General features: G+C 45.2%; 20 protein-coding genes. 1 reads left to right on the forward strand and 19 read right to left on the reverse strand.

The genetic code is table 11. The features are described 5' to 3' along the window. Window positions 1–37: 37 nt before the first annotated feature. The 18 genes from RG959_RS16990 to RG959_RS17075 all read right to left on the reverse strand — a co-directional run bounded on the left by RG959_RS16990 (window position 38) and on the right by RG959_RS17075 (window position 19,982). A complete protein-coding gene (locus RG959_RS16990; protein WP_342798130.1) occupies window positions 38–2,104 on the reverse strand; it encodes a bifunctional aldolase/short-chain dehydrogenase in 2,067 nt (688 codons plus the stop codon). Window positions 2,105–2,253: 149 nt separating this feature from the next. After that, window positions 2,254–3,033, reverse strand: a complete 780-nt coding sequence (locus RG959_RS16995) for an SDR family oxidoreductase (RefSeq protein WP_342798131.1) — start codon at window positions 3,031–3,033, stop codon at window positions 2,254–2,256. Between the two features lie 604 nt (window positions 3,034–3,637). Next, complete coding sequence (locus RG959_RS17000; protein WP_342798132.1) at window positions 3,638–4,738, reverse strand: ABC transporter ATP-binding protein; 1,101 nt, start codon at window positions 4,736–4,738, stop codon at window positions 3,638–3,640. 115 nt (window positions 4,739–4,853) lie between these two features. Continuing rightward, entirely contained in the window at window positions 4,854–5,738 is an 885-nt protein-coding gene (locus RG959_RS17005; protein WP_342798133.1) for a PucR family transcriptional regulator, read from the reverse strand. 249 nt (window positions 5,739–5,987) lie between these two features. Further along, a complete protein-coding gene (locus RG959_RS17010) occupies window positions 5,988–6,956 on the reverse strand; it encodes a sugar phosphate isomerase/epimerase family protein (protein ID WP_342798134.1) in 969 nt (322 codons plus the stop codon). A 14-nt stretch (window positions 6,957–6,970) separates the two neighbouring features. Further along, window positions 6,971–8,008 (reverse strand): Gfo/Idh/MocA family protein, encoded by a 1,038-nt coding sequence (locus tag RG959_RS17015; RefSeq protein ID WP_342798135.1) that lies wholly within the window; start codon window positions 8,006–8,008, stop codon window positions 6,971–6,973. Between the two features lie 17 nt (window positions 8,009–8,025). Then, complete coding sequence (locus RG959_RS17020; protein ID WP_342798136.1) at window positions 8,026–9,051, reverse strand: Gfo/Idh/MocA family protein; 1,026 nt, start codon at window positions 9,049–9,051, stop codon at window positions 8,026–8,028. Window positions 9,052–9,056: 5 nt separating this feature from the next. Further along, window positions 9,057–9,776 (reverse strand): ThuA domain-containing protein, encoded by a 720-nt coding sequence (locus tag RG959_RS17025; RefSeq protein WP_342798137.1) that lies wholly within the window; start codon window positions 9,774–9,776, stop codon window positions 9,057–9,059. Next, window positions 9,773–10,807: a LacI family DNA-binding transcriptional regulator gene (locus tag RG959_RS17030; protein WP_342798138.1), complete on the reverse strand. Its 1,035-nt coding sequence runs from the start codon at window positions 10,805–10,807 to the stop codon at window positions 9,773–9,775. The genes RG959_RS17025 and RG959_RS17030 overlap by 4 nt, the downstream gene beginning before the upstream one ends. 179 nt (window positions 10,808–10,986) lie before the next feature. Beyond that, a complete protein-coding gene (locus tag RG959_RS17035) occupies window positions 10,987–11,805 on the reverse strand; it encodes a carbohydrate ABC transporter permease (protein WP_342798139.1) in 819 nt (272 codons plus the stop codon). Continuing rightward, complete coding sequence (locus RG959_RS17040) at window positions 11,805–12,665, reverse strand: carbohydrate ABC transporter permease (RefSeq protein ID WP_342798140.1); 861 nt, start codon at window positions 12,663–12,665, stop codon at window positions 11,805–11,807. Before RG959_RS17040 ends, RG959_RS17035 begins: the two co-directional genes overlap by 1 nt. Before the next feature lie 87 nt (window positions 12,666–12,752). Next, window positions 12,753–14,045, reverse strand: a complete 1,293-nt coding sequence (locus tag RG959_RS17045; protein WP_342798141.1) for an ABC transporter substrate-binding protein — start codon at window positions 14,043–14,045, stop codon at window positions 12,753–12,755. A gap of 672 nt (window positions 14,046–14,717) precedes the next feature. Then, window positions 14,718–15,269 (reverse strand): 6-phospho-3-hexuloisomerase, encoded by a 552-nt coding sequence (hxlB, locus tag RG959_RS17050; protein WP_342798142.1) that lies wholly within the window; start codon window positions 15,267–15,269, stop codon window positions 14,718–14,720. Beyond that, a complete protein-coding gene (gene hxlA / locus RG959_RS17055; protein WP_342798143.1) occupies window positions 15,266–15,886 on the reverse strand; it encodes a 3-hexulose-6-phosphate synthase in 621 nt (206 codons plus the stop codon). The genes hxlB and hxlA overlap by 4 nt, the downstream gene beginning before the upstream one ends. A gap of 64 nt (window positions 15,887–15,950) precedes the next feature. Beyond that, window positions 15,951–16,943, reverse strand: coding sequence for a LacI family DNA-binding transcriptional regulator (locus tag RG959_RS17060; RefSeq protein WP_342798144.1), 993 nt, complete (start codon window positions 16,941–16,943; stop codon window positions 15,951–15,953). Between the two features lie 39 nt (window positions 16,944–16,982). Further along, window positions 16,983–18,281, reverse strand: coding sequence for an MFS transporter (locus RG959_RS17065; RefSeq protein ID WP_342798145.1), 1,299 nt, complete (start codon window positions 18,279–18,281; stop codon window positions 16,983–16,985). Beyond that, window positions 18,262–19,242 carry a sugar kinase gene (locus tag RG959_RS17070; RefSeq protein WP_342798146.1) on the reverse strand — a complete coding sequence of 327 codons (981 nt, stop codon included), beginning with the start codon at window positions 19,240–19,242 and terminating at the stop codon, window positions 18,262–18,264. The genes RG959_RS17065 and RG959_RS17070 overlap by 20 nt, the downstream gene beginning before the upstream one ends. Then, a complete protein-coding gene (locus RG959_RS17075) occupies window positions 19,239–19,982 on the reverse strand; it encodes a hypothetical protein (RefSeq protein ID WP_342798147.1) in 744 nt (247 codons plus the stop codon). Before RG959_RS17075 ends, RG959_RS17070 begins: the two co-directional genes overlap by 4 nt. Before the next feature lie 385 nt (window positions 19,983–20,367). Between RG959_RS17075 and RG959_RS17080 the strand changes: the two genes are divergently transcribed. Beyond that, entirely contained in the window at window positions 20,368–20,526 is a 159-nt protein-coding gene (locus tag RG959_RS17080) for a hypothetical protein (protein ID WP_342798148.1), read from the forward strand. A gap of 111 nt (window positions 20,527–20,637) precedes the next feature. Here RG959_RS17080 and RG959_RS17085 read toward each other — a convergent pair whose 3' ends face one another. Beyond that, window positions 20,638–21,666 (reverse strand): oxidoreductase, encoded by a 1,029-nt coding sequence (locus RG959_RS17085; RefSeq protein ID WP_342798149.1) that lies wholly within the window; start codon window positions 21,664–21,666, stop codon window positions 20,638–20,640. Window positions 21,667–21,760: the final 94 nt, after the last annotated feature.

A 21,760-nucleotide genomic window follows, 5' to 3' on the forward strand; every position in this document is an offset into this window, starting at 1 on the left:
ATAAAGCAGTCCCTTGCCTGCTCCTGCTGATGAAGCCTTATCGCGTAAACGCTGCCGGCACGCCGCCGTCAACTGTAATCATGCAGCCCGTTGTTTTGTCGGCTTTGGATGAAGCGAAAAACGCAATGGATTCCGCAATGTCAGACGGATAAATGTTTACAAGCAGCGTCGTGCGCTTCCGGTAATGCTCTTCCAGCTGATCCGGTTCAATGCCGTATGCTGCCGCACGTTCATTGCGCCAGTTGGAGCCCCAAATAGCCGATCCCTGCAGCACGGCATCCGGCAGCACCGAGTTTACACGAATGCCAAACTCGCCGCCTTCTGCTGCAATACAGCGGGCCAGGTGTGTTTCAAGCGCTTTTACGGCACTGTAAGCCGAAGCATTTTTCCCCGCGTACACAGAGTTTTTCGAACCGACAAATACCATGTTGCCGCCAATGCCCTGCTGTTTCATTTGCTTGAACGCTTCACGCGCCACAAGGAAATAGCCTGTGCCAAGTACATTCATATTTAAATTCCATTCTTTCAAAGATGTTTCATCAAACGGGCTGGATGTCGCAAGGCCTGCATTATTCACGATTGAATCCACACCGCCAAACGTAACAGCTGCTTTGGCAAAAGCCGCCTGCACCTGCTCTTCGCTGGTCACATCCATTTTCACGGCAGCCGCGCGTTGTTCCTTGTACTGCTCATTAATTTCAGCCGCGACTTTTTCCGCTCCTTCAAGATTCAAGTCAGCCAGCACCACATGAGCGCCCTCTGACACTAAACGGCGGGCTGTCGCGCTGCCAATGCCGCCGGCACCGCCTGTAATAAACGCGACTTTGCGGGAAAATTCTGCTTCAGCCGGCGCTAGAGACAATTTGTACAGCTCGAGCGGCCAGTATTCTACGTTATAGGACTCGTTTTCACTTAAGGATACAAATTCACCAAGAGCCGTTGAGCCTTTCATAACCGCAATCGCACGATGGTAAAGGGCGCCGCTCACATTCGCCATTGTGATGTTTTTGCCGGAGTTTACCATCCCGACACCCGGAATAAGGGTTACACGCGGTGCCGCCTCAAACATCACATCGCCTTCGTTTTTGTTTCGTTCGAAGTACTCTTTATATTCGGCTTTAAACTGTTCTACACCTGCTTTTACTTTCTCGATCAGCTCTTCCGTCGTACCGTTCTGTGGATCCCAATCAATATAAAGCGGCTTCATTTTTGTGTGAACAAGATGATCCGGGCAGGCCGCACCTACTTGTGAAAGCGTGCCGGCATTTCTGCTGTTGACAAATTGAAGCACATCTTCTGCATCATCATAAGTAAGAATCATTTTCTTTTCATCGCTGACTGCACCGCGGATCACTGGCATCACAGCCGCCAATACGTTTTGGCGCTCCTCTTCCGTTAATGACTCGTAAACCTGGCCGCCAAATTCTTCTGTTTGTTTTTGTTTATTTTGGATATAGCTTTCTGCTTCGTTAATGATATTGATGGTTTGGCTGTATGCTTCTTCGGATGTTTCTCCCCATGTAACCAGTCCGTGTTTTTCCATAAGGACAAGCTCTGCATTTGGGTTGTTTTTTATCCCTTCTGCAATCATTTTTGATAAGGTAAAGCCCGGGCGCACATAAGGAACCCATACAAAACGGTCGCCGTAAATTTCTTTGGCAATCTCTTTCCCATTGTCCGCGCAGCAAAGGCTGATAATAGCGTCTGGATGTGTATGGTCAACGTGTTTAAATGGCAGGAACGCATGTAAAAGCGTTTCAATCGACATACGCGGATGCTTGCTGTCGACCATGCAATGCGTCAAGTACTCTACCATTTCTGCATCCGGCATTTCATCGCGCTCAATAAGCGGACGGATATCTTCCAGGTTTAAGCCGGTAAAATTCTCTGCTTTCATTGTGGCTAAATCGGAACCACTCCCTTTTACCCACATCACTTGAATATCGCGGCCCCGAAAATCTTTTTCGGTTGTTTTCATAGATGTATTGCCGCCGCCCCAGTTGCATACGGCGCGGTCAGAACCGATTAAATTGGAACGGTAAACCAGTTCTTCTACACCTGACTTTGCTGCCGCTTCATTGGACTCCCACCAGTTTTTGACCATTTTGTTTTCCTCCACCCTTAATCTTTATTTATGTTTGTTTTATTGTACAATATATTTGTTTATTTTTGAATATATTTTTTGTTTTTTGTTTGTTTTCTTTTTCCCACACAAAAAACCCCTCTCAGCTGTTTAAGCTGGAAGGGGTTGAGTTATCCCTTTAAAAGCGTCTCCGCCCCGTCTACATACACTTTTGTTCCTGTGATATGGGAAGCGTCGTCGGAAACTAGAAAAGCAAACAAACTGGCAACCTGCTCTGGCTGGCCCGGTTTTTTCGTAAGTGGAATGGCATTTTTCGGGATATCGAGTGGAAAATGAATGTCTTTGGTTCGCTCAGATTCATCCATCGACTCAAAAATATTTGTATCAATAGAGCCTGGACAGATCGCATTGACTCGAATACGATATTGAGCAAGCTCAAGCGCCGCCATTTTAGAAAAAGCGGCAATGGCTGCTTTAGATGTACTGTACGCGCTGAACCCTTCCTGAGCAAACTGGCGGCTGCCGCTGACCGAGCTTGTCAGCACGATGCTTCCGCCTCTTTCTTTCATATAAGGGATAGCCGATTTCACGGTCACAAAGGTGCCAACCACATTGTTTTCAATGGTTTTTGCCCAATTTTCTTTGGTAAAATGCTCGATTGGGGAAACAGTCCCCAAAATGCCGCCATTCGCAAAAACACAGTCAATGCTGCCTGCTTCTTCGGCAGTTTTTTGCATCACGCGTGCCATCCCCTGTTCATTGGTTATATCCTCGTGAAAAACAAGCACATCTCCTCCAGCGAGCCGGATTTCTTCCGCTGCGACACTCAGCCGTTCAGCGTTCAGGTCAACAAGACTGATCAGAATTCTGTCTGCAGCAAGACGAAGAGCAGCTGCTTTTCCGATGCCGGATGCCCCGCCTGTAATCACAGCTGTTTTCTTTGTTTTCATATTTATAGCTCCTTTTGTTTATACCCTGTTTCTTTTCGTTTACACACCAAATTGTGCCAGCTGAACAGCTGGCACCACCTATATACAAAAATGAAAAAAGCCTGCGCCAGACTCCCGGCATAGGCTTCTTCCATTCCCTTTGTGAAACGGGAATTTGCTGGAGAAGATCTGCTCATATTCAGCAGTCTACTCTGCCTATTCGCAGGAACCGCTAAATGGATTCGGCCGGCGATTTTTGAAAACCTCGCCGCTTCAAGCAAATCATTCATCCTGTACAGAGCATGCTATTGTGAATAAAAATGGATTATTCACAGATGATGGAATAAAGGCTAACAGTATTTTTTCATCCGATCACTCGACCTGGATGCTTCAAATGCCTTTGTAGCTTCCATTTAGCTGCCTCTGTAATTATCTAGTACCCGGTTCTCTTGATTTGAAACCGCTTTCTAAATCTTTTTTAATTATTTTTTATCTTTTTCTGGATTGATCACAAAAAAAGAAACCAATGAAAAAGAATAAAAACGAGTTGAGAAACACAACGGGCTGTTTTTTATACTTCGTCCTTTAAAGCAGGAAGCATCTGCTGCTTCCTGCTGAAAAGTTATTATGGGCGAATTCGTACTTCTGATGTAGCATCAAAAAAGTGCGCTTTGTTCATGTCGAAAGCCAGTTGCAGTTTTTCACCTGCCGCAATATCAAGACGTGAATCAAGGCGTGCCACAAAATTTTGTCCTGCGATGTCCGAATACACCATAATTTCTGCACCGAGAAGCTCTGACACCGCTACTTTTGCTTCAAAAGCAGATTGCTGGGATGCTTCGAGGAAAATCAGTTCATCATGAATATCTTCTGGACGAACGCCAAGAATGATTTGCTTGCCTACATAGCCCTGATCACGCAGATAACGCATTTTTCCTTCTGGCACATCAAGCCTTTGTGTACCAATTCTTACATAGCCATCGCCAAGATCTGCATTAAAGAAGTTCATTGGCGGTGATCCGATAAAGCCGGCAACAAAGGCGTTTTCCGGATTTTCATATACTTCTTTCGGCGTACCGATCTGCATGATTTTTCCGGCTTTCATAACAACGATCCGGGTTGCCATCGTTAAGGCTTCAGTCTGATCATGCGTTACGTAAATCGTTGTCGTCTGCAAGCGCTGATGCAGTTTAATAATTTCAGAGCGCATTTGTACACGCAGCTTCGCATCGAGGTTGGAAAGCGGCTCATCCATTAAGAATACTTTAGCATCACGGACAATCGCACGCCCAAGTGCAACACGCTGGCGCTGACCGCCGGAAAGAGCTTTTGGCTTCCGTTTCAAATATTCTGTCAGCCCAAGAATTTGGGCGGCGTTTTCTACGCGCTGTCTGATTTCTTCTTTTGGCATTTTGCGAAGCTTTAAACCAAATGCCATATTATCGTAAACGGTCATATGCGGGTAAAGGGCATAGTTTTGGAATACCATTGCAATATCACGGTCTTTTGGGGCTACATCATTTACACGGCGGTCATCGATAAAGAAATCGCCTTTTGAAATTTCTTCAAGTCCGGCAATCATCCGCAGCGTTGTAGATTTCCCGCAGCCAGACGGACCGACAAATACGATAAATTCTTTGTCCTGAATATGAAGATTAAAATCTTCTACCGCCGTTACATCTCCATCATAGACTTTATAGATATTGTTTAGTTGAAGTTCAGCCATTTTCCAATTCCTCCTGTAACCGTTTTCTTAAACCTATTGTATTCGCTTACAAAATAAATAAAAATAGACAGGGTGCACAAAGATCGTTCGCTCTTCATTGTGCACGTTGTCCTTCTCACTTTTGTGTGCTGATTAAACACAGCATGTAAACTAACAGAGCCCCTTCGTAGGAACGGACATCTATGCTTGTCCTGTCAATGAATTTATCAATCCGATATTGCAGGCTGTTGCGGTGCAGGTGAAGCTGCTTGGCAGTCTGGCTTACATTAAGATGATTTTGAATCAATAATTGAAGAGTATGGCGCAAATCATCATCTGATTCAAACCATTTCAATTCCTCCGTAAACAGCTCCGAGAGCTCGCTGCGGCTTTGGGCCAAAAATAGATAAGGAATAACCGTTTCAATCGTTGTGACCCGCTGCTCTGGAACAAGCAGGACCGCTTTGCGCGCCGCTTCCGTTTCCCGCTTATACAGATTTTTTAATAAAGCGGATGCTTGTGCAAACCGTCCAATAAACAGGCGCCCCGTTATGTAAAAGTCCCCGGCGAGCACATCCAGAAACGTTTGCGCCTCTGTTTTTTGGATTGGATAATCAGACTCTTCTTCTATAAGAATGCATTCCCGCTCTCCTGTCCAGACAACCAGAAAAGCATGGTCAAAAAATGTATGGGCCGCTTCTAAAAAACTGCCGCGGTCATTCTCTGACAGCTTCATATATAAAAACCGGACCCGGTCTGCGTTTAAAGCGGGGCATTCCCCATCTTTTATCAGAAAGTTCCACCATGCTTGTTCTGCCGAGGAGAACTGGCTTGCTTCCCCGTCTTCACGGATTCGAACAAAAAAATGGGAAAGAAGCTGTTCTTCTCTTTCAGACACATCTTCTTTTGGAATAGAAATATAGTGGTTCTTTTGTTTGTCGTAATAATGCAGGCGGCTTTCGTCGAGTTTAGGCTGTTCTGTCGTAATGGCTCTTTTGTAAATCACATCGATACTTTGCATCTCGGCTGCCTTCTTTCAATAAGCAGAAGCGATCCGCTGAGAGGAACCGTTCCCGCCCTTTTCTCCTTATTATACTGAAATTCGCTGAAAAACGCCTATCCAGTCCATTCAAAATCATACTGAAGGGAGAATGCAAATAATCGAAACAACGAGGCGTGTATACTCGTTGTTTCATTCCCTTTTTCATAACTTACTTGGTCAATAAAGAAGGATGAAATCATCTTGATTTCATCCTTCTCACTTCTTCTGTTACGCCCACCACATCTCACCGGCAGATTCACGGATCAGTACATCGTTTAAATTTTTCACAGCACGGCTGAAGCCTTCGTCGATAGACATGATTGCATCTTCATGCTCTATGCTGACAACATAATCATAGTTATATAGACGAAGCGCGCTCATCATGTCAGACCACTCTTGTACACTATGACCGCAGCCAACACTGCGGAATGTCCAGGCACGCGACTGCACATCACCGTAAGGCTGCATATCTGTCAAGCCGTACATGTTGACGTTGTCTTGATCAATATACGTGTCTTTCGCGTGAAAATGGTGAATAGCACCTGCTTTACCGAGAATTTTAATGGCAGCCACCGGATCAATACCCTGCCACCACAAATGACTTGGATCAAGGTTTGCACCAATGGCGTCACATGTTTCCTCGCGAAGCTTGAGCATTGTATAAGGAGTATGAACCAGGAAACCGCCATGCAGCTCGAGCCCAATTTTTACATTATGGCTTTCGGCAATTTCGCCAATTTCCTTCCAATATGGAATAAGCTTTTTCTCCCACTGCCATTTTAAAATATCATGATATTCTGCCGGCCACGGAACAACAGGCCAGTTTGGCTGCTTAGCTTCCTCGGAGTCTCCTGGAGTGCCGGAAAAACAGTTAACAACCGGCACATTCAAAAGAGAAGCGAGCTTAATCGTTTTACGGAGTACAGAATCGGATTCTTCCGCAAATGCCTTGTCCGGTGTGAGCGGATTGCCATGGCAGCTGAAGGCACTGATTGTAAGACCGCGTGACGTCACAGCTTCCAGATAATCGGCACGCTTTTTCTCATCTTCCAGCAGCTCATCAAGCGGACAATGCGCGTTGCCCGGATAACAGCCTGTACCAATTTCAACGGCGTCCAGGCCAGCTTCTTTTACATGATCCAGCATGTCCTCAAAGGACTTGTTGGAGAATAACACGGTAAATACACCTAATTTCAATGGAATCGCTCCTTTTATCTGATTTTGACGCTGCGGCCAATTTTGGCGCTTTCGTAAACAGATTCAATGATACTCGATACGTACATGGATTCCTCTGGATTTGTCAGCGGCGTGCTTTCTCCAAAGCAGCAGGAAGTAAAATGTTCCGCCTGCAAAATGGCAAACGGCTTTTCTTCTGGAATCCATGCGATATCCGAGTTGATCAGCACGCCATGCTCGGCTTTGTTCAGGCGAAGCGGAAACACATCAATACCGCCTTTTGTGCCGGAAATGCTGATCGTTTCTTCATCTTTCGGAATGTTCGCTGCCCATGAGGTTTCAAACATGACCACTGCCCCGTTTTCAAGCCGGATAAAAGCCGTGGCATGGTCTTCTACTTCAAAGGTGGCCGGGTTAATTGTACCCCATTCGTTTACCATATCTTTTTGCATACTTAAATGGTTAAAAGTAGCGCCGCTCACTTCAAATGGTTTTGAACTGCCGGTCAGCCACATCGCCAAATCAAGCAAGTGGCAGCCATAGTCGATCAGCGCGCCGCCTCCTTGAAGTTCGCGATTTGTAAATACACCCCAGCCCGGTACTTTACGGCGCCGCATGGATTTAATGCGGATCACAAGCGGCTGGCCAATTTCACCGCTGTCAATCAGCCGTTTGGCCGCACGTGATTCTTTTAAAAAGCGCCAGTGATAGGCAATAAGCAGTACCTTTTTTGACTTTTCAGCTGCGGCAACCATTTCCTCACACTCTTTTGTATTCAATGCCATCGGCTTTTCACACATGACATGAACACCGGCATTTAGTGCCTGTACGGCGGCTGGAGCATGAAATTTATTTGGAGTAGCGATAATCAGCGCGTCAATTTTCTCAAGCATTTCTTCCAGGCTCTTGCAGACGTGCTCAATCCCAAATTTTTCGGCTGTTTCTCTCGCCCTCTCCTCGTTTACATCCATTACGGCCGTGATTTCCGCTTCTTTCACATGTTTAAAAGCCGGAATATGCCGCTCTGTTGCAATGCCCCCTGTACCTAAAATGCCGATTCTCAGTTTTGTCATGTTTGTCACCTCTTTGATTAAATACGGACAGTTCGTTTTGTTTCACTTGATTCCAGTGCAGCTAAGATCACCTGCAATGACTTTTTGCCTTCATTCCCGCAGACAGGCGGAGTCGTATCCTCCAAAATGCTGTTAATAAATTGCTCTACCACACGAGAATTTGTTTGTTTACCTTCTTCATTTGACTGAATTGCACCGAGGCTGTGACGTTCACTGTTGCCATTTTTATATTGAATAATGAGTGAATAATCCGGGTCATCTTCCAAACGCATGATGCCATTTTCTGCGTAAAAGACAGTAGAGTTGTCTTCGCCGCCGTTGTACGCCCAGCTTGCGGCTAATGTTCCAATCACACCGCTTTCCGATTTTAGGACACAGACAGCATTATCATCGACTGTGGAATTTTCCTTGGCGGAGCTCTCGACAAATGCTGCCACTTCTACAAATTCTTCTCCGAGCAAATAGCGAAGCAAGTCGGTTTTATGAACACCAAGGTCACCCATTGCCCCAATAAACGCAAGCTCTTTTTTGAAAAACCAGCTGTTTGTTCCATCCACACTCCAGCCTTCCGGACCGCCATGGCCAAATGCCGTACGAAAGCTGTAAATCTTACCTAAAACACCACTTTCGATAATAGACCGGGCTTTTTGGTGGGAAGCAACAAAGCGCTGATTATGGGCAATCATTAATTTTTTACCGCTTTTTTCTGCCGCTTCGATCATCGCCTCTGCTTCTTTCTTTGAAGTGGCCATTGGCTTTTCGCAAAGCACATGCTTGCCTGCTTGGAGTGCCGCAATGGTAATAGGCGCGTGCAGTACATTCGGTGTACAAACGCTGATGGCATCGACGTCTCCATCTTTAAGTAATTCTTCATAGCTTGTATAGGCCTTTGCATTAAAATGCTCCGCGTATTTTTGGGCCCGTCCTTCCTTTACGTCACAAAATGCTGTTACTTGAACATGCTCGTTTGCAACGTACTCCGGAATATGACGGTGCTGGGCAATGCTTCCGCACCCAATGACGCCTACTTTAATTTTCCCCATTCTTTTTATTCTCCCCTTAACTCTTCAATTGGTTGTGCATTACCGTATACAGGCCGTTCTCGTTTCACCGGAGCTGCCCATTTTACTGCGTTTTGAATGACACGTTGGACATTTTCATTGAAGTATGTAGGATGTGTTTCATGTCCAGGACGGAAATAAAAGATTTTGCCGTTGCCCCGTTTGTAAGTGACGCCGCTTCGGAACACTTCGCCGCCTTCGAACCAGCTCATGAAAATGAGCTCATCCGGCGCGGGAATATCAAAATGTTCGCCATACATTTCCTCATGCTCCAGCTCAAAATATTCGCCGATTCCTTCTGCAATTGGATGTGCAGGGTCCACGACCCAAAGGCGTTCCTTTTCTCCAGCTTCACGCCATTTCAAATCGCAGGATGTGCCCATCAGTGCTTTGAAAATTTTCGAGAAATGACCCGAATGAAGCACAATGAGCCCCATGCCATCGAGTACACGCTGCTGTACTTTTTTTACAACTTCACCGCTCACTTCTTCGTGTGCAATATGCCCCCACCAAAGAAGTACATCTGTTTGATTCAATATATCCTCTGTCAACCCGTGCTCTGCTTCATCCAATGTGGCCGTTTGAACGGTCCGTCCTTCTTCTTTTAAAAAATCTGCGATTACTTGATGAATGCCTTCTGGATAAATCTCTTTGACCGCCTGCTTGTTTCGTTCATGACGAAATTCATTCCATACTGTAATATTCATAGAATCGCTCCATTCTCTGATATTTTTTTGCATGAATCCCGTACCACAACAGAAGTCGGCACTAAAATATTCCGCTTCATCATGTCCGGTTTTTCCAAAAGATCTACCAATGTTTTTGCCGCCTCATAGCCGAGCTGAAATGCATGAATATCGACTGTTGTCAGCGGCGGGCTCGAAAGCTCGGAAAGCATGGAATCCGTAAAAGTGGTGACGGCTACATCATCCGGCACCCGCAAGCGCCGCTCGTATAAAGCAGAGAGCAGGCTCATAGCCATCAGTTCATCCGTCGTCACAATCGCCGTTGGCCTTGGATCCATTTTCATCATCTCATCAATGGTTTCCTTAGCCCCTTCTTTTGAAATTTCTTTTCTAAAAAGAACTTCTGATTGAATATTCGCAAGTTTTAATGCCTGTTTATATCCTTCTTCACGATCTTTATGCACTTCAAACCTCGGATCGCCCCCGACATACGCAATATGTGTATGTCCGGCACGAATCAAATGGTCTGTTATATCACGTGCAGCTTTGACGTTATCGTTATCTACATACATGACCTTGTCAGTATGCTCCGACGGTTTACCGATCATAACAAACGGAAAGTTTTGCTCTAAAAGCAGCTGCAGCACCGGGTCATGATCCTGTGAATAAAGCATAATCATGCCGTCGACGCTTTTGCCTTGAACCATGTTTACAACTTCCCGATAAATGTCTTCATCAGATTCACCACACGTCAATAGGATGCTGTATTCCTTTTGGTGCAGCAGGTCACTCATTCCTTGAAGCGCTGCCGGAAAAAACGGATCGGACAGTGAATGCTTCGTAGACGTTTTACGAATAATCCCAATTGTTTGGGAGGACTGCGTGACGAGCTTGCGTGCAAGCAGGTTCGGATGGTAGCCGAGCTCCTGCATCACTTTTCTTACTTTTTCTTTTGTTTCCTGCGTAATTTTTGGATGGTCCGCGATAACACGGGAGACGGTCGAAGGCGCAACCTGCGCTCTCTTTGCTACATCTTTAATTGTGACAGCCATGACCGGTTCCTCCCTTTTCTAGTTTATAGTACCATTTTTCAAAAAAAATAAGAAAGTATATCGTTTCTCATAATGCCCTGCTGCAGCCCCCGCTGCGTTTTACTTTCCCAGCCGCCCGGGGGCTTCTTGTATTTCTTTGTCTCGATTGGAGCGCTTTTATACGCAGAGCGCTGCTCTTTTTATTTTACAGCTCCATCGGAAACTCCTTTGATAATTTGTTTTTGTGCAAAGAAATACGCAATGATAACGGGGATAATCGAAATCGTTAAACCAGCAAGCGCTAAATGCCACTGCTTCGTATACTGGCCGAAAAAGTTGAACAGCTTTAACGGAATCGTGTCGGTGCCGTCACCGCTGATCACCAGTGATGGAAGAAGGAAATCGTTCCAAATCCAAATCACGTTCAAAATCCCAACTGTAATAGAGATCGGTTTTAGGAGCGGGAAGATAATGTACCAAAATACTTGAAGCCGGTTGCAGCCATCAATCGTTGCCGCCTCATCAAGCGATTTGGAAATGCCTTTAAGCGCTCCGTGATAAAGAAAGATCGACAAGCTGCATCCGAAGCCAAGGTACATAAAAATCAGCCCGTAAAAGTTAAGCGCATTGGCTTTTCCGAAAATCGTAACGAGCGGAATCATAACGGATTGGAAGGGAATCAGCATCGCTGCTACAAACACAAAGAAAATGATACTGCTCAGCCGGCTTCCATTGCGGGATAATGCATAAGCAGCCATAGCGGAGAAAAAGAGAATAACCGCTACGCTCAAAAGGGTTACAAGCATTGAGTTCACGAATGTCTGCAAAAATGTTAATTCTTCAAAAGCCTGCGTAAAGTTATCAAAAGTAAACTCTTCCGGCAATTTTAGCGTATTGGTAAAAATCTCGCGTTTTGTTTTAAAAGCATTGGCAATCATTAAGTAGAAAGGAGAGATCCAAAGAAGAGCCAGTAAAATACCAATAATTTCAAGAGTCCAGCGTTTTCCTGACTTTTTCATTACATCTCCACCTCCTTTTTCTTGTTAATGTATACTTGTGTTAATGAAATAATCGCCACAATGATAAAGAAGATAACGGCTTTCGCCTGTGCTTCTGCCATTTGGTTTAATTGGAAGGCCGTTTGAACAATATCCATGGCAACCATTTTCGTCGAGTCAAATGGTCCGCCGTTTGTGAGCGATAAGTTTTGATCATAAATTTTAAAAGCATTAGACAGCGTTAAAAACAAGCTGACCGTAAAGGCAGGCATTACAAGAGGGAACGTAATATTCCGGAAGCGCTGCCATGCATTTGCGCCGTCGATCTCTGCTGCTTCAAGCAAATCTCTCGGCACGTTTTCCAAGTACGCAATGTAAATAATCATGATATAGCCAGCCATCTGCCAGCTCATCAAAATAACCATTCCCCAGAACCCTGTCTGGGAGTCGGAAAGCCAGCCTTGCAGCCATTCAATGCCGGTTGCCCGTCCAATAGCGTCAAATACTTTTGTAAAAATAAACTGCCAGATAAAGCCGAGAATCAACCCGCCGATTAAGTTTGGCATAAAAAAGATAGTGCGAAGAACGTTTTTGGATTTAATGTAGGATGTAACAAGCATGGCGAGGCCAAGCCCCATAATGTTGATAACGATAACGGAAGCAACGGAGAATTTAAATGTAAACCACAACGATCTTAAAAAGCCCTCGTCGCTGAACAGCTCAATATAATTTTTCACACCGATAAATTCTGCTGCATTTACCCCATCCCAGTCTGTGAAAGAGTAAATAATCCCGTAAATAAGCGGAAGCAGGACGACGACGCCAAGCGCAAATAAAACCGGCGCTAAAAAAAGCCAAAACATAAAGTCTTTGTTTCTCATGCTGCCTAAACCTCATTTCCGTTGAATTTTGGGAAAGAAAAAGATAACAGCTGAAACGTGCCTGTTATCTTTTTTCTTTTCATGGAATTACTGACGCGCTTTTTTCCAATCATTTTTCGCGGCTTGAATCGCTTCTTCCCAAGACGCTTCACCTGCAAGATACTTTTGAAGATGCGCCCCTAAAATATCACTCCATCCAACTGGATAGCCAAGGAATACCCATCCTTGCGTGTTTCCTTCTTCGGCATATTGATAGATCGTTTTAGAAAGCGGGTCGGCAATTTTATCTGCATCATATCCTTCATAAGCCGGGATAAATTTAAATTGTGTTAAAACCGCTTCTTTTCCTTCATCAGACGTGTATAGCCAATCTAAAAATTCTTTTGCAGCTTTTTGAGCTTCTTCATCTGCGTTTTTGTTGACAGCCCAGTATTGTGGAACACCAACCGGCATTTTCATTTCGCCGTCAACCGGGATTGGGAAGATGCCGACATTTTCAGCAAGCTCTGGATCCATCTGTTCGATTGTCGGGTATACCCAGTTTCCTTGCTTAATCATGGCTACGCGGCCTGTTGAAAACAATTCTTCTACCTGCTGTGAATAATCAAGGCTTAAAACCGGCTGTACGGAATATTTGTTTTGAAGGTCAATATACTCCTTGTACTGCTCTGCTTTTGTAAATGGAAGTTCTTTCGCCTGGAATGCTTCCATTACGCTGCCATTAAAATCGTCTGCGATAAAAGAGTTTGAGCCGTGGTTTCCTTCTGTCCATTTTTCTTTTCCAGCAAAAGCAAACACAGCGTCAATGCCAAGCTCGTCCTTTTTGCTGTCCAGCGTTTTAACCGCTTTCGTTAAATCTTCCATCGATTTAATCGAATCTGCATCCACTCCGGCTTTTTCGAAAATCTCTTTGTTATAAACAAATCCGTATCCTTCCTGGTTGTACGGAAGGCCCAGCACTTTCCCGTCTTCTGTCACACTTTCAAGTGTGCCTTCCAGCGCTGCTCCAGCCGCTTTCGTATCGCTTACATCTATCAATCTATCACGGTACTGCTGCACATCAACGGCTCCGTTAATATTAAAAATAGCCGGCTCGTCTCCTGAGGCAAATTTGGATTTCAGCGCCGAAGCGTAATCGTTCCCGCCCCCTACTGTTTGAACATTTATATCAACTTCCGGATGTTCTTCTTCATATTGCTTCGCGAGTTCCTCAAACTGGTTTTTAAACTCCACTTTAAACTGGAAAATATCTACGACCGTTTGATCGCCGCCCCCTCCGCCTGAACTGCCAGATGATTCTTCTTTTTTCTCAGCTGTTGAGCAGCCAGCAAGACCTAGAAACAATGCCGATGAAAGTACGAATGCTTTTTTTGTTAACACGTCATCTACCCCTTTGCAGTCTTTTTATTCGGTCGAAAACAGTAACCGCTTTCAACTTCTGAAATTACTATACCATCGTCACTATGAAAGCGTCAACATTTTTTAAGAAATCGTTTGCATATTTTTTGTAAAGCCTTTCAATGTTAATTTAATAGGTTTTCAATTCTTGTATATACAAAGAAAATCTGAAATACTTGATGCAAACGATTGCTCTTCTTTTCACAATAAAGTGAAATAAAAAAACAGCCTTGACGGCTGTTACAGTGTGTAGACAAAGTCTTTCGCTTTTAAAAAAGAGCTGGTGCCGGACTTCGCGTTCCGCGGGCAGTGCGGGAGCCTCCTCGGCTGCGCCTGTGGGGTCTCCCGACTCACTGTACTTCCCGCAGGAGTCTCCGTCCGGCAGGCTTCACTAAGTGGTATTAAAGAGCAATAAACAAAGACTGAATAGACGTTTTCACTTTTTCAAACAGAAAGAGACGACCTTGTTAGCTTTATACAACCTTGTCGCAAGCCACTTGACGGCGGGAGGGCGGCGCAGACTCCTATGGGACTAGCGGGCTCAGCGCCTGCCCCATGGAAAGTGGAGCTGCCTGGACACCGCCGATCCACCCCATTCATGTGTACGGTTCCGTATTATAATTTGTCTACAGTCTGAAACAGCCTTTACGGCTGTTATTCCACATTGCTATGAAGCTTAAAGGTTTGTTCGTGTGTCCGATTCTGTTTTTCTGCATAGTCCAGACAAAGTACATCAAACAGTACATGGGTGCTTTGATCAAAAAGGGAGCCGAGCGGCTGAATGCTTTTTCTTTCTCCTTCGTTCCGATACTTCGTAGCGGCCGGTATGTAAAGAATAGAAGAAGCATGGGAGGCAAGCGGAGACGCTGGATCCGTTGTGACAGCTATTATTACACATCCTAATTCAGCCGCCCTTTCTGCTGTCCAGCATACACTTTTTGTTTTTCCAGATCCCGACACAAGCACGATGACATCCCCTTTTTGAATAGATGGCGTTGTGGTTTCGCCAATGACAAATGACTGGGCACCAAGATGCATTAACCGCATCGCAAACGACTTTACCATAAATCCAGACCGCCCTTCACCGAATACAAAGATTCGTTCAGCTGATGTTAGATGGTCTGCCGCCCTTTCCAATTGCTCCTTTTGAACGTGACTGGTTACATCTTCAATTTCTGCCAGAACGGCTTTTATTTTTTCCTTCATTTTGATTCCTCCATATTTAACTGTTGTTTGAATGCAGCTGCCGCCCGGGCAGGATCCTCTGCTTTTGTAATGGCGGAGCCGATAATAAAAACAAGTGGGTTCATTTTTTTGTACACTGGCAGGCTTTCTAATGTAATTCCGCCCGCTACCGCTCTTTTTAAGCCAGCCTGCAGGCCTGTTTCACTGTTTTGTTTTGTGCCAAGCTCCTGCTCGTCTTTGCTTGTATGCAGACAAAGAATCGCATTATACCGGCTTAATATTTCCCGCTGGGCAGGTGTTGTATGAAGCAGATCGATCATCATTTGCTTACCTCTTTTTTCTGCTTCTGCTATACAGGCTTCAATCGTCACAAGCGGTGAGGTTCCCATTACCGTCGCGATATCTGCTCCCGCTTCAAAACAAAGCCGGCATTCGTACTGCGCATTGTCATTCGTTTTCATATCGGCAACAATCACTTTATTCGGAAACGCTTTTTTCATCGCCCGGACACTGTCCATACCAAACTCCTTAATAAGAGAGGTGCCGACTTCCAGCCAGTCGACATACTCTTCTGCCGCTGCTGCCATTCCAATGGCTTCTTCAATGGTCATACGGTCTAATGCCAGTTGTATGTTCACCGTACTCCTCCTAACTAAATCGGTTTATTAACCAAAGAAAAAGAAAGAGCTTTTGTAAAAAGCTCTATTGGGCCGAATCCCGAATCAGCAGGCTTGTTTCTAAAACATGCGTCTTTGGGGTAACCGGCTTTTTCATAATTTGCTGAATCAACAGTTCCGCTGCTCTTGTTCCCATTTCGTAAGCCGGCTGTGAAATCGTTGTAATAGCCGGTTCGTAAATATCAGCAAATTTAATATTATCAAAAACAATCAACGCTAAATCCTGGCCAATCTTCAAGTTGTTTTCTTTAGCAAACTTCATGACTTCCATAAAAGATAGATCATTGGCCGCTATGAGTGCTGTCGGAGGATGCTGCTGAAACATTTCTTTCATAGATGGCACAATCGCCTCATATGGAACGGATTTTACATATCGATCCTGAAACGGCAATCCCCTTGCTTCTATCGCTTCCTTATAGCCTTCAAGCCGTTCTCTCCGTGTATACGTCGTCATTGGCGGCGTCACAAGCGCGATACGGTCATGCTTTTTTTCAACTAGATATTCTACTGCCTGGCGGACAGCTCTTCGATTATCGACTACAATCGTGCTTACTTCTACACCTTCTATCTTACGGTCAACAAAAACGATCGGATATTTTTCCCTTTCCAGCTGACGGTATAATTCCTGATTGCCCCCGGACGGAAAAATGATCAGCCCATCGACCTGGCGTGCGCGCAGCATATCAATATACTTTTTTTCTTTTTCCGGGTCGTCATATGCATTGCATACAATTGCATGGATGTCTTTTTTTTGACAGTAATCCTCAATAGCCTGGCATACTTCTGTAGAAATGCCATGGACGATATTGGCCACAATAATACCAATCATTGATGTTCTTTTTTGCTTTAAACTGCGAGCAATTACATTCGGGCTGTACGAAAGGTCTTGAACTGCCCGCTCAATTTTTTTCTTTGTGTCTTCGCTCATGTATTCAAATCGTCCGTTTAAAAATTGCGATACGGTACTTTTCGACACACCCGCTTTTTTCGCTACATCCGCCATTGTTACCCGTTTCATATGTCCTCTTCCTTTAAATCATTTGAATTTTCTTTTATATTACGCTTCTTTTTGCGCAATTCCAAGAGAGGAAGCGGACTCGGGACGTTTTTTTGGCTTTGCGCCTTTTACAGCAATAATCGTCAGGATAGCTGACAGGAATAAGGATCCTGACATAAACATGTAGGAAGCCCCAAATCCTCCGGTGGCCCCGTTCAAATAGCCAACGAAATAAGAACCTGCAAACGAACCAAGCGCACCCATACTATTAATCAGCGCCATCGCTCCTCCTGCTACGTTACGCGGCAGTACTTCCGGAATAATTGCGAAAAATGGCCCGTATGGTGCATACATGGCACCGCCGGCAATAATCAGCAGCACAAACGACAGCCAGAAGTGACTTGTGCCGATCATGTAGGATCCTAAAAACGCAAAGCCTCCAATTAAAAGAAACGGCCAGACAAACGCGGTGCGATTCTGCATTTTGTCTGAAAAATAAGAGGCACTCAGCATGCCGACAATCGCCAATACATATGGAACAGAAGCAAGCCAGCCGGTTTTGACAATATTCATGTTCGGCGCGGCATTTAAAATGGACGGCAGCCACATCACAAAACCATATACACCGATGCTCCAAAGCGCATATTGCGCACTTAACAGGATCACGGTTTTCGAACGAAATGCTTCTGCATAGTTTTTAACCGGCTTGATTCCCTGCTGCTCTTTTTCAATCTCCACCTGCAAGTCCAGCTTTTCTCCGTCTGACAGCCATTTAGCATCTTTCGGTTCATCTACAACAAGCTTCCACCATAAGAATGCCCAAACGACAGCTGGAAGCCCTTCTAAAATAAACATCCAGCGCCAGCCGACCGATTCAATTAAGTAGCCGGACAAAATGGACATCCATAAAACGGTGGCTGGATTTCCTAAAATTAAAAACGTATTCGCCCGGGAACGCTCTGCTTTTGTAAACCAATGGCTTAAAAACACAAGCATAGACGGCATAACGGCACTTTCGACAACGCCAAGCAAAAAGCGGATAACAATCAAAAAGCGTACGTCGCTGACCATTCCTGTTGCCGTCGCCAGCCCGCCCCATAAAATCAGCGACCAGAAAATCAGTTTTTTGGCACTTCGGTTTTCAGCATAGTGGGCACCCGGCACTTGAAAAAAGAAGTAACCAAGGAAAAACAGAGAGCCAAGCAGCGCGGACATGGAAGCTGTAATATGTAAATCTTCCGCCATGCCTCCGGCTGCGCCGAATCCGTAATTGGCTCTATCTAAATAAGCAAGACTATACGTAATAAAAACGACTGGAATGAGACGAAGCCATCTTGATTTAGCGAGCTGTGTTTTCATTGTATGCCACCTCTTTTTCAAATTTGTTCATAAACCGTGCCAATGTCAGCCGGTCCGGATATCCTTCATGATCGCCTGCATGCCCGACGGCCATTGCACCAATTGCGTTTCCGCGCCGAGCGCACTCTTCAATCGGCAATCCTTCGAGCAGACCGCTTATCACACCAGCTGCAAAGCCATCGCCAGCACCAACTGTGTCAACGATCTGTTCCACTTTATAACCCGGCACTACTGCTTCTTGAGCGGCAGTTTTTACATATGCTCCTTCACTTCCGAGCTTTACAATCACACACGGTACACCGCGCTTTCTATAAAAATCAGCGATTTCGTCGGGTTTCGTGTACCCTGTCAGCTGTTCTCCTTCTTCGATTCCCGGCAGCACGATGTCCGCTTGGTATGCGGCTTCGTTTGTTACGCCAATCATTTCTTCCGCTGAAGCCCACAAGGAGGGCCGTAAATTGGGATCAAACGAAATGGTTTTGCCTGCTTTTTTCATAGTGGATAAAACCGATAAGGAAAACGCTCTCATTTCTGAAGACAGAGCAAACGGGATGCCTGTTATATGCAGATGGCGCGCCTGTAAAAAGTAAGCCGGATTCATTTCTTCTTCGGTTAGGCGGCTTGCTGCTGAGCCTTTTCGGTGATACTGCACATGCGGATCGCCTTCGGTCACTTTGGACTTAAACTGAAAGCCAGTCGGATATTGTTCGTCCATCCATACGTGATCAGTATTTACTCCTTCTCTTGCAAGAGCCGCTAAAATAAACACACCAAACGCATCTTTCCCCACCTTGCTTGCCCAGCCGCTTTTAAAGCCAAGACGTGCAAGGCCGATCGCCGTGTTCGTTTCTGCGCCGGCGAGCGCCTGCGTAAACTCGGTTACTTCGTGCAGCGGGCCCGGAGTTTTCGCCATAAACATTGACATCGCTTCGCCAAATGTTACAACCTCTATGGTAGTCATTGTACAACCGCCTTCTTTTTTTCGATATAGTTTTTATAAAGAAACAGATCATTCATGGACAGCGGAAACTCAAGCGCTACTGGAACTGCGGCAGGCAAAAGCTCGAAAATGATTTCCCAGTCAGCGCTTTTCCCGAGAGGAATGGCAACGGTTTGAAGCCCTTCCGGTGTTTCGTTCACCTGCTTTACATGAAGGTAACGAATATAGCTTTTCAATACATGAAATGCTTTTTGAACCGATTCACCTGTGTACCGCCAGTTTCCAGTATCAAATGTAAGGCCGGCTTCCATTCCTTCCTCGGAACAAATTTCTAAAAAAGCAGCCAGCGGCTTAATCGTTCCGCCCTGCTTTGTTTGATCATTTTCAACAAGCCACTGCGTTCCACCAGGAAGAGCTTTGCGAAAAAAATGGTCCATTTCTTTTACATTGGATTTTCCCTTCATAAACGAGCCGAGCGGAAGCTTTAACGTATCCGCCCTTATTTCTGTCATTTCCTGAACGACTATCTGCAGGTTTTCCTTGTTAAAAGCTCCATCTGCCTGAAATAGTTCAACAGGTGCAGAATAAACCGTGTAATGCTCCGTTTGAAATTGTTCCAGCGGCCTGTCCAAAGGAGTAAGAAGCTCACGCCGAATTTCGACTCCTTTGATATCGCTTTCAATAAGCTGTTTAAAAAGAAGAACCTGTCCATTTGTCTTTACTTCTGCTTCGCCAAATGCATTCATCGGAATAACAATCATTGTTCTGCACCTCTTTTTATAAATCGATTTACTAAACCGGTTTATTAGATTATATATCGGTGTAAGCGTTTTATCAAGCCTTTTTTTACCCTTTTTTTGCTTAGGAAAAAACAGGGCTTTGGCAACCCTGTTTCAGATTGTAGACAAATAAAATCTTTTGCTAAGGTAACTCTCCGCTTCTCTTTGATGCAAGGAATGCGGGCTGTTGGGATGAGAGCCGATAAGGCGGCAGGCGCACGGCTTCGCTTTCCATGGGGCAGGCGCTGAGCCCATAGGAGTCTTCGCCGCACACCCGCCGCCTGTGAGGTTAAACAAGACTGTACAGCTTAATAGATACACTTGCCCTATCATCAAAGCGGTAAAAGCGCAGGTGGAGATGCGCTTTTTGCTGATTTTTCGAAACACATGGGGAAGCCGGCCGGACGAAGACTCCTGCGGGATGCACAGTGAGTCGGGAGAGCCCGCAGGCGCATACGCCGAGGAGGCTCCCGCACTGCCCGCGGAAAGCAAAGTCCGGCCAGCTTCCCCTATCGGCTCTCTTTAAGAAGCACTATTTCCTGAAAAGCCACCTGCCGTTTTCAACAGTGAAAGCTTTCATAAAAAAAGATTGACGACTTTGTCGTCAATCTCAAACAGGGCTTATGCTGCTCTGTTTTTATAATTCAATTGTTCTTTTGTCACGGCTGCTTTCGAGCGCCGCTTCAATAACGCGGATCGTTCGTACGCCTTCCTCTCCCGAAACCGGGCACGGCTTTCCATCACGAATACATTGATAAATTTCTTTGTAATAACGCCGGTAATCACCTGGAAGTGTTACGATTTTTTCATCCCCTTCTTTTGTATAAAGCGTTCCATACTGGTCAAGCCGGTCCATTCCCCATTCGGGACTTTCCAGGGGCTCTCCATTTATCAATTCTTCTTCCTGAGGATCTTCCCCCCGCTTCATAAACGTTCCCTTTGTACCGTGCACTTTATACTTGGCGCCTTGCTCCACTGTAATCATGCCGCTGTGTAAAATCACTCGTTTCGTTCCGTACGTTAAAACAAGATGGAAATAATCCTCTACGAGTGCATGAGGGCGCTGCTTTTGAATATCTGCCGTTACACTATCAGGCATCCCAAACAGTGACAGAGCCTGGTCAATCAAATGAGCCCCCAGATCATATAAAACGCCGGAAGCTGGTTTTTTCTCTTCACGCCAGCCTCTGGCAATCACCGGCTCAAAACGGTCATAGTGTGCTTCATACACGTAAACATCACCCAGCCGACCCTCTTCTATCATTTTCTTGACAGTCAGGAAATTTCCATCATACCGGCGGTTTTGAAAAACACTAAGCATCACGTTATGTTTTTTTGCGCAGTTAGCAAGCGTTTCTGCTTCTTGAACGGTCGGTACCATCGGCTTTTCGACAATGACGTGTTTTCCTGCCTCAAGCGCCTGCTTCGTAATATCAAAGTGAAGACTGCTCGGTGTGGTTACGACCACAAGCTCTACCTGAGCGTTATTTAAAACGTCGTCCATTTGTTGGACAACGTCTATAGATGGAAAACTCTCTTTTAATTTCTCTCTTTTAGAAGACAAAATACTGACAAGCTGAAACTCCTCCATTTTGTTTAAAAATGGAGCGTGAAAGGTTGAGCCTGAAAATCCATACCCGATTAACGCTGTGCCAATTGCCTTCAAAACGCCATCTCCTTTATTCTCGTTTTTTTACACTCATTCCCTTTCTATTCATTATTCAAACGAAAGACGCTTAATGTGCTCGATAGAGTGGTAC

This window comes from Domibacillus sp. 8LH, assembly GCF_038806185.1.
GTDB lineage: Bacteria > Bacillota > Bacilli > Bacillales > Domibacillaceae > Domibacillus > Domibacillus indicus_A.

Excerpts from the sequence above, each read along its gene's own strand:
- RG959_RS17025 (WP_342798137.1), bottom strand. The coding sequence starts at position 9,776 with ATGAATATTACAGTATGGAATGAATTTCGTCATGAACGAAACAAGCAG.
- RG959_RS17040 (WP_342798140.1), bottom strand. The coding sequence starts at position 12,665 with ATGAGAAACAAAGACTTTATGTTTTGGCTTTTTTTAGCGCCGGTTTTA.
- RG959_RS17060 (WP_342798144.1), bottom strand. The coding sequence starts at position 16,943 with ATGAAACGGGTAACAATGGCGGATGTAGCGAAAAAAGCGGGTGTGTCG.
- RG959_RS17000 (WP_342798132.1), bottom strand. The coding sequence starts at position 4,738 with ATGGCTGAACTTCAACTAAACAATATCTATAAAGTCTATGATGGAGAT.
- RG959_RS17030 (WP_342798138.1), bottom strand. The coding sequence starts at position 10,807 with ATGGCTGTCACAATTAAAGATGTAGCAAAGAGAGCGCAGGTTGCGCCT.
- RG959_RS16995 (WP_342798131.1), bottom strand. The coding sequence starts at position 3,033 with ATGAAAACAAAGAAAACAGCTGTGATTACAGGCGGGGCATCCGGCATC.
- RG959_RS17070 (WP_342798146.1), bottom strand. The coding sequence starts at position 19,242 with ATGACTACCATAGAGGTTGTAACATTTGGCGAAGCGATGTCAATGTTT.
- RG959_RS17035 (WP_342798139.1), bottom strand. The coding sequence starts at position 11,805 with ATGAAAAAGTCAGGAAAACGCTGGACTCTTGAAATTATTGGTATTTTA.
- RG959_RS16990 (WP_342798130.1), bottom strand. The coding sequence starts at position 2,104 with ATGGTCAAAAACTGGTGGGAGTCCAATGAAGCGGCAGCAAAGTCAGGT.
- RG959_RS17075 (WP_342798147.1), bottom strand. The coding sequence starts at position 19,982 with ATGATTGTTATTCCGATGAATGCATTTGGCGAAGCAGAAGTAAAGACA.
- RG959_RS17020 (WP_342798136.1), bottom strand. The coding sequence starts at position 9,051 with ATGGGGAAAATTAAAGTAGGCGTCATTGGGTGCGGAAGCATTGCCCAG.
- RG959_RS17015 (WP_342798135.1), bottom strand. The coding sequence starts at position 8,008 with ATGACAAAACTGAGAATCGGCATTTTAGGTACAGGGGGCATTGCAACA.
- RG959_RS17005 (WP_342798133.1), bottom strand. The coding sequence starts at position 5,738 with ATGCAAAGTATCGATGTGATTTACAAAAGAGCCATTACGACAGAACAG.
- hxlB (WP_342798142.1), bottom strand. The coding sequence starts at position 15,269 with ATGAAGGAAAAAATAAAAGCCGTTCTGGCAGAAATTGAAGATGTAACC.
- RG959_RS17065 (WP_342798145.1), bottom strand. The coding sequence starts at position 18,281 with ATGAAAACACAGCTCGCTAAATCAAGATGGCTTCGTCTCATTCCAGTC.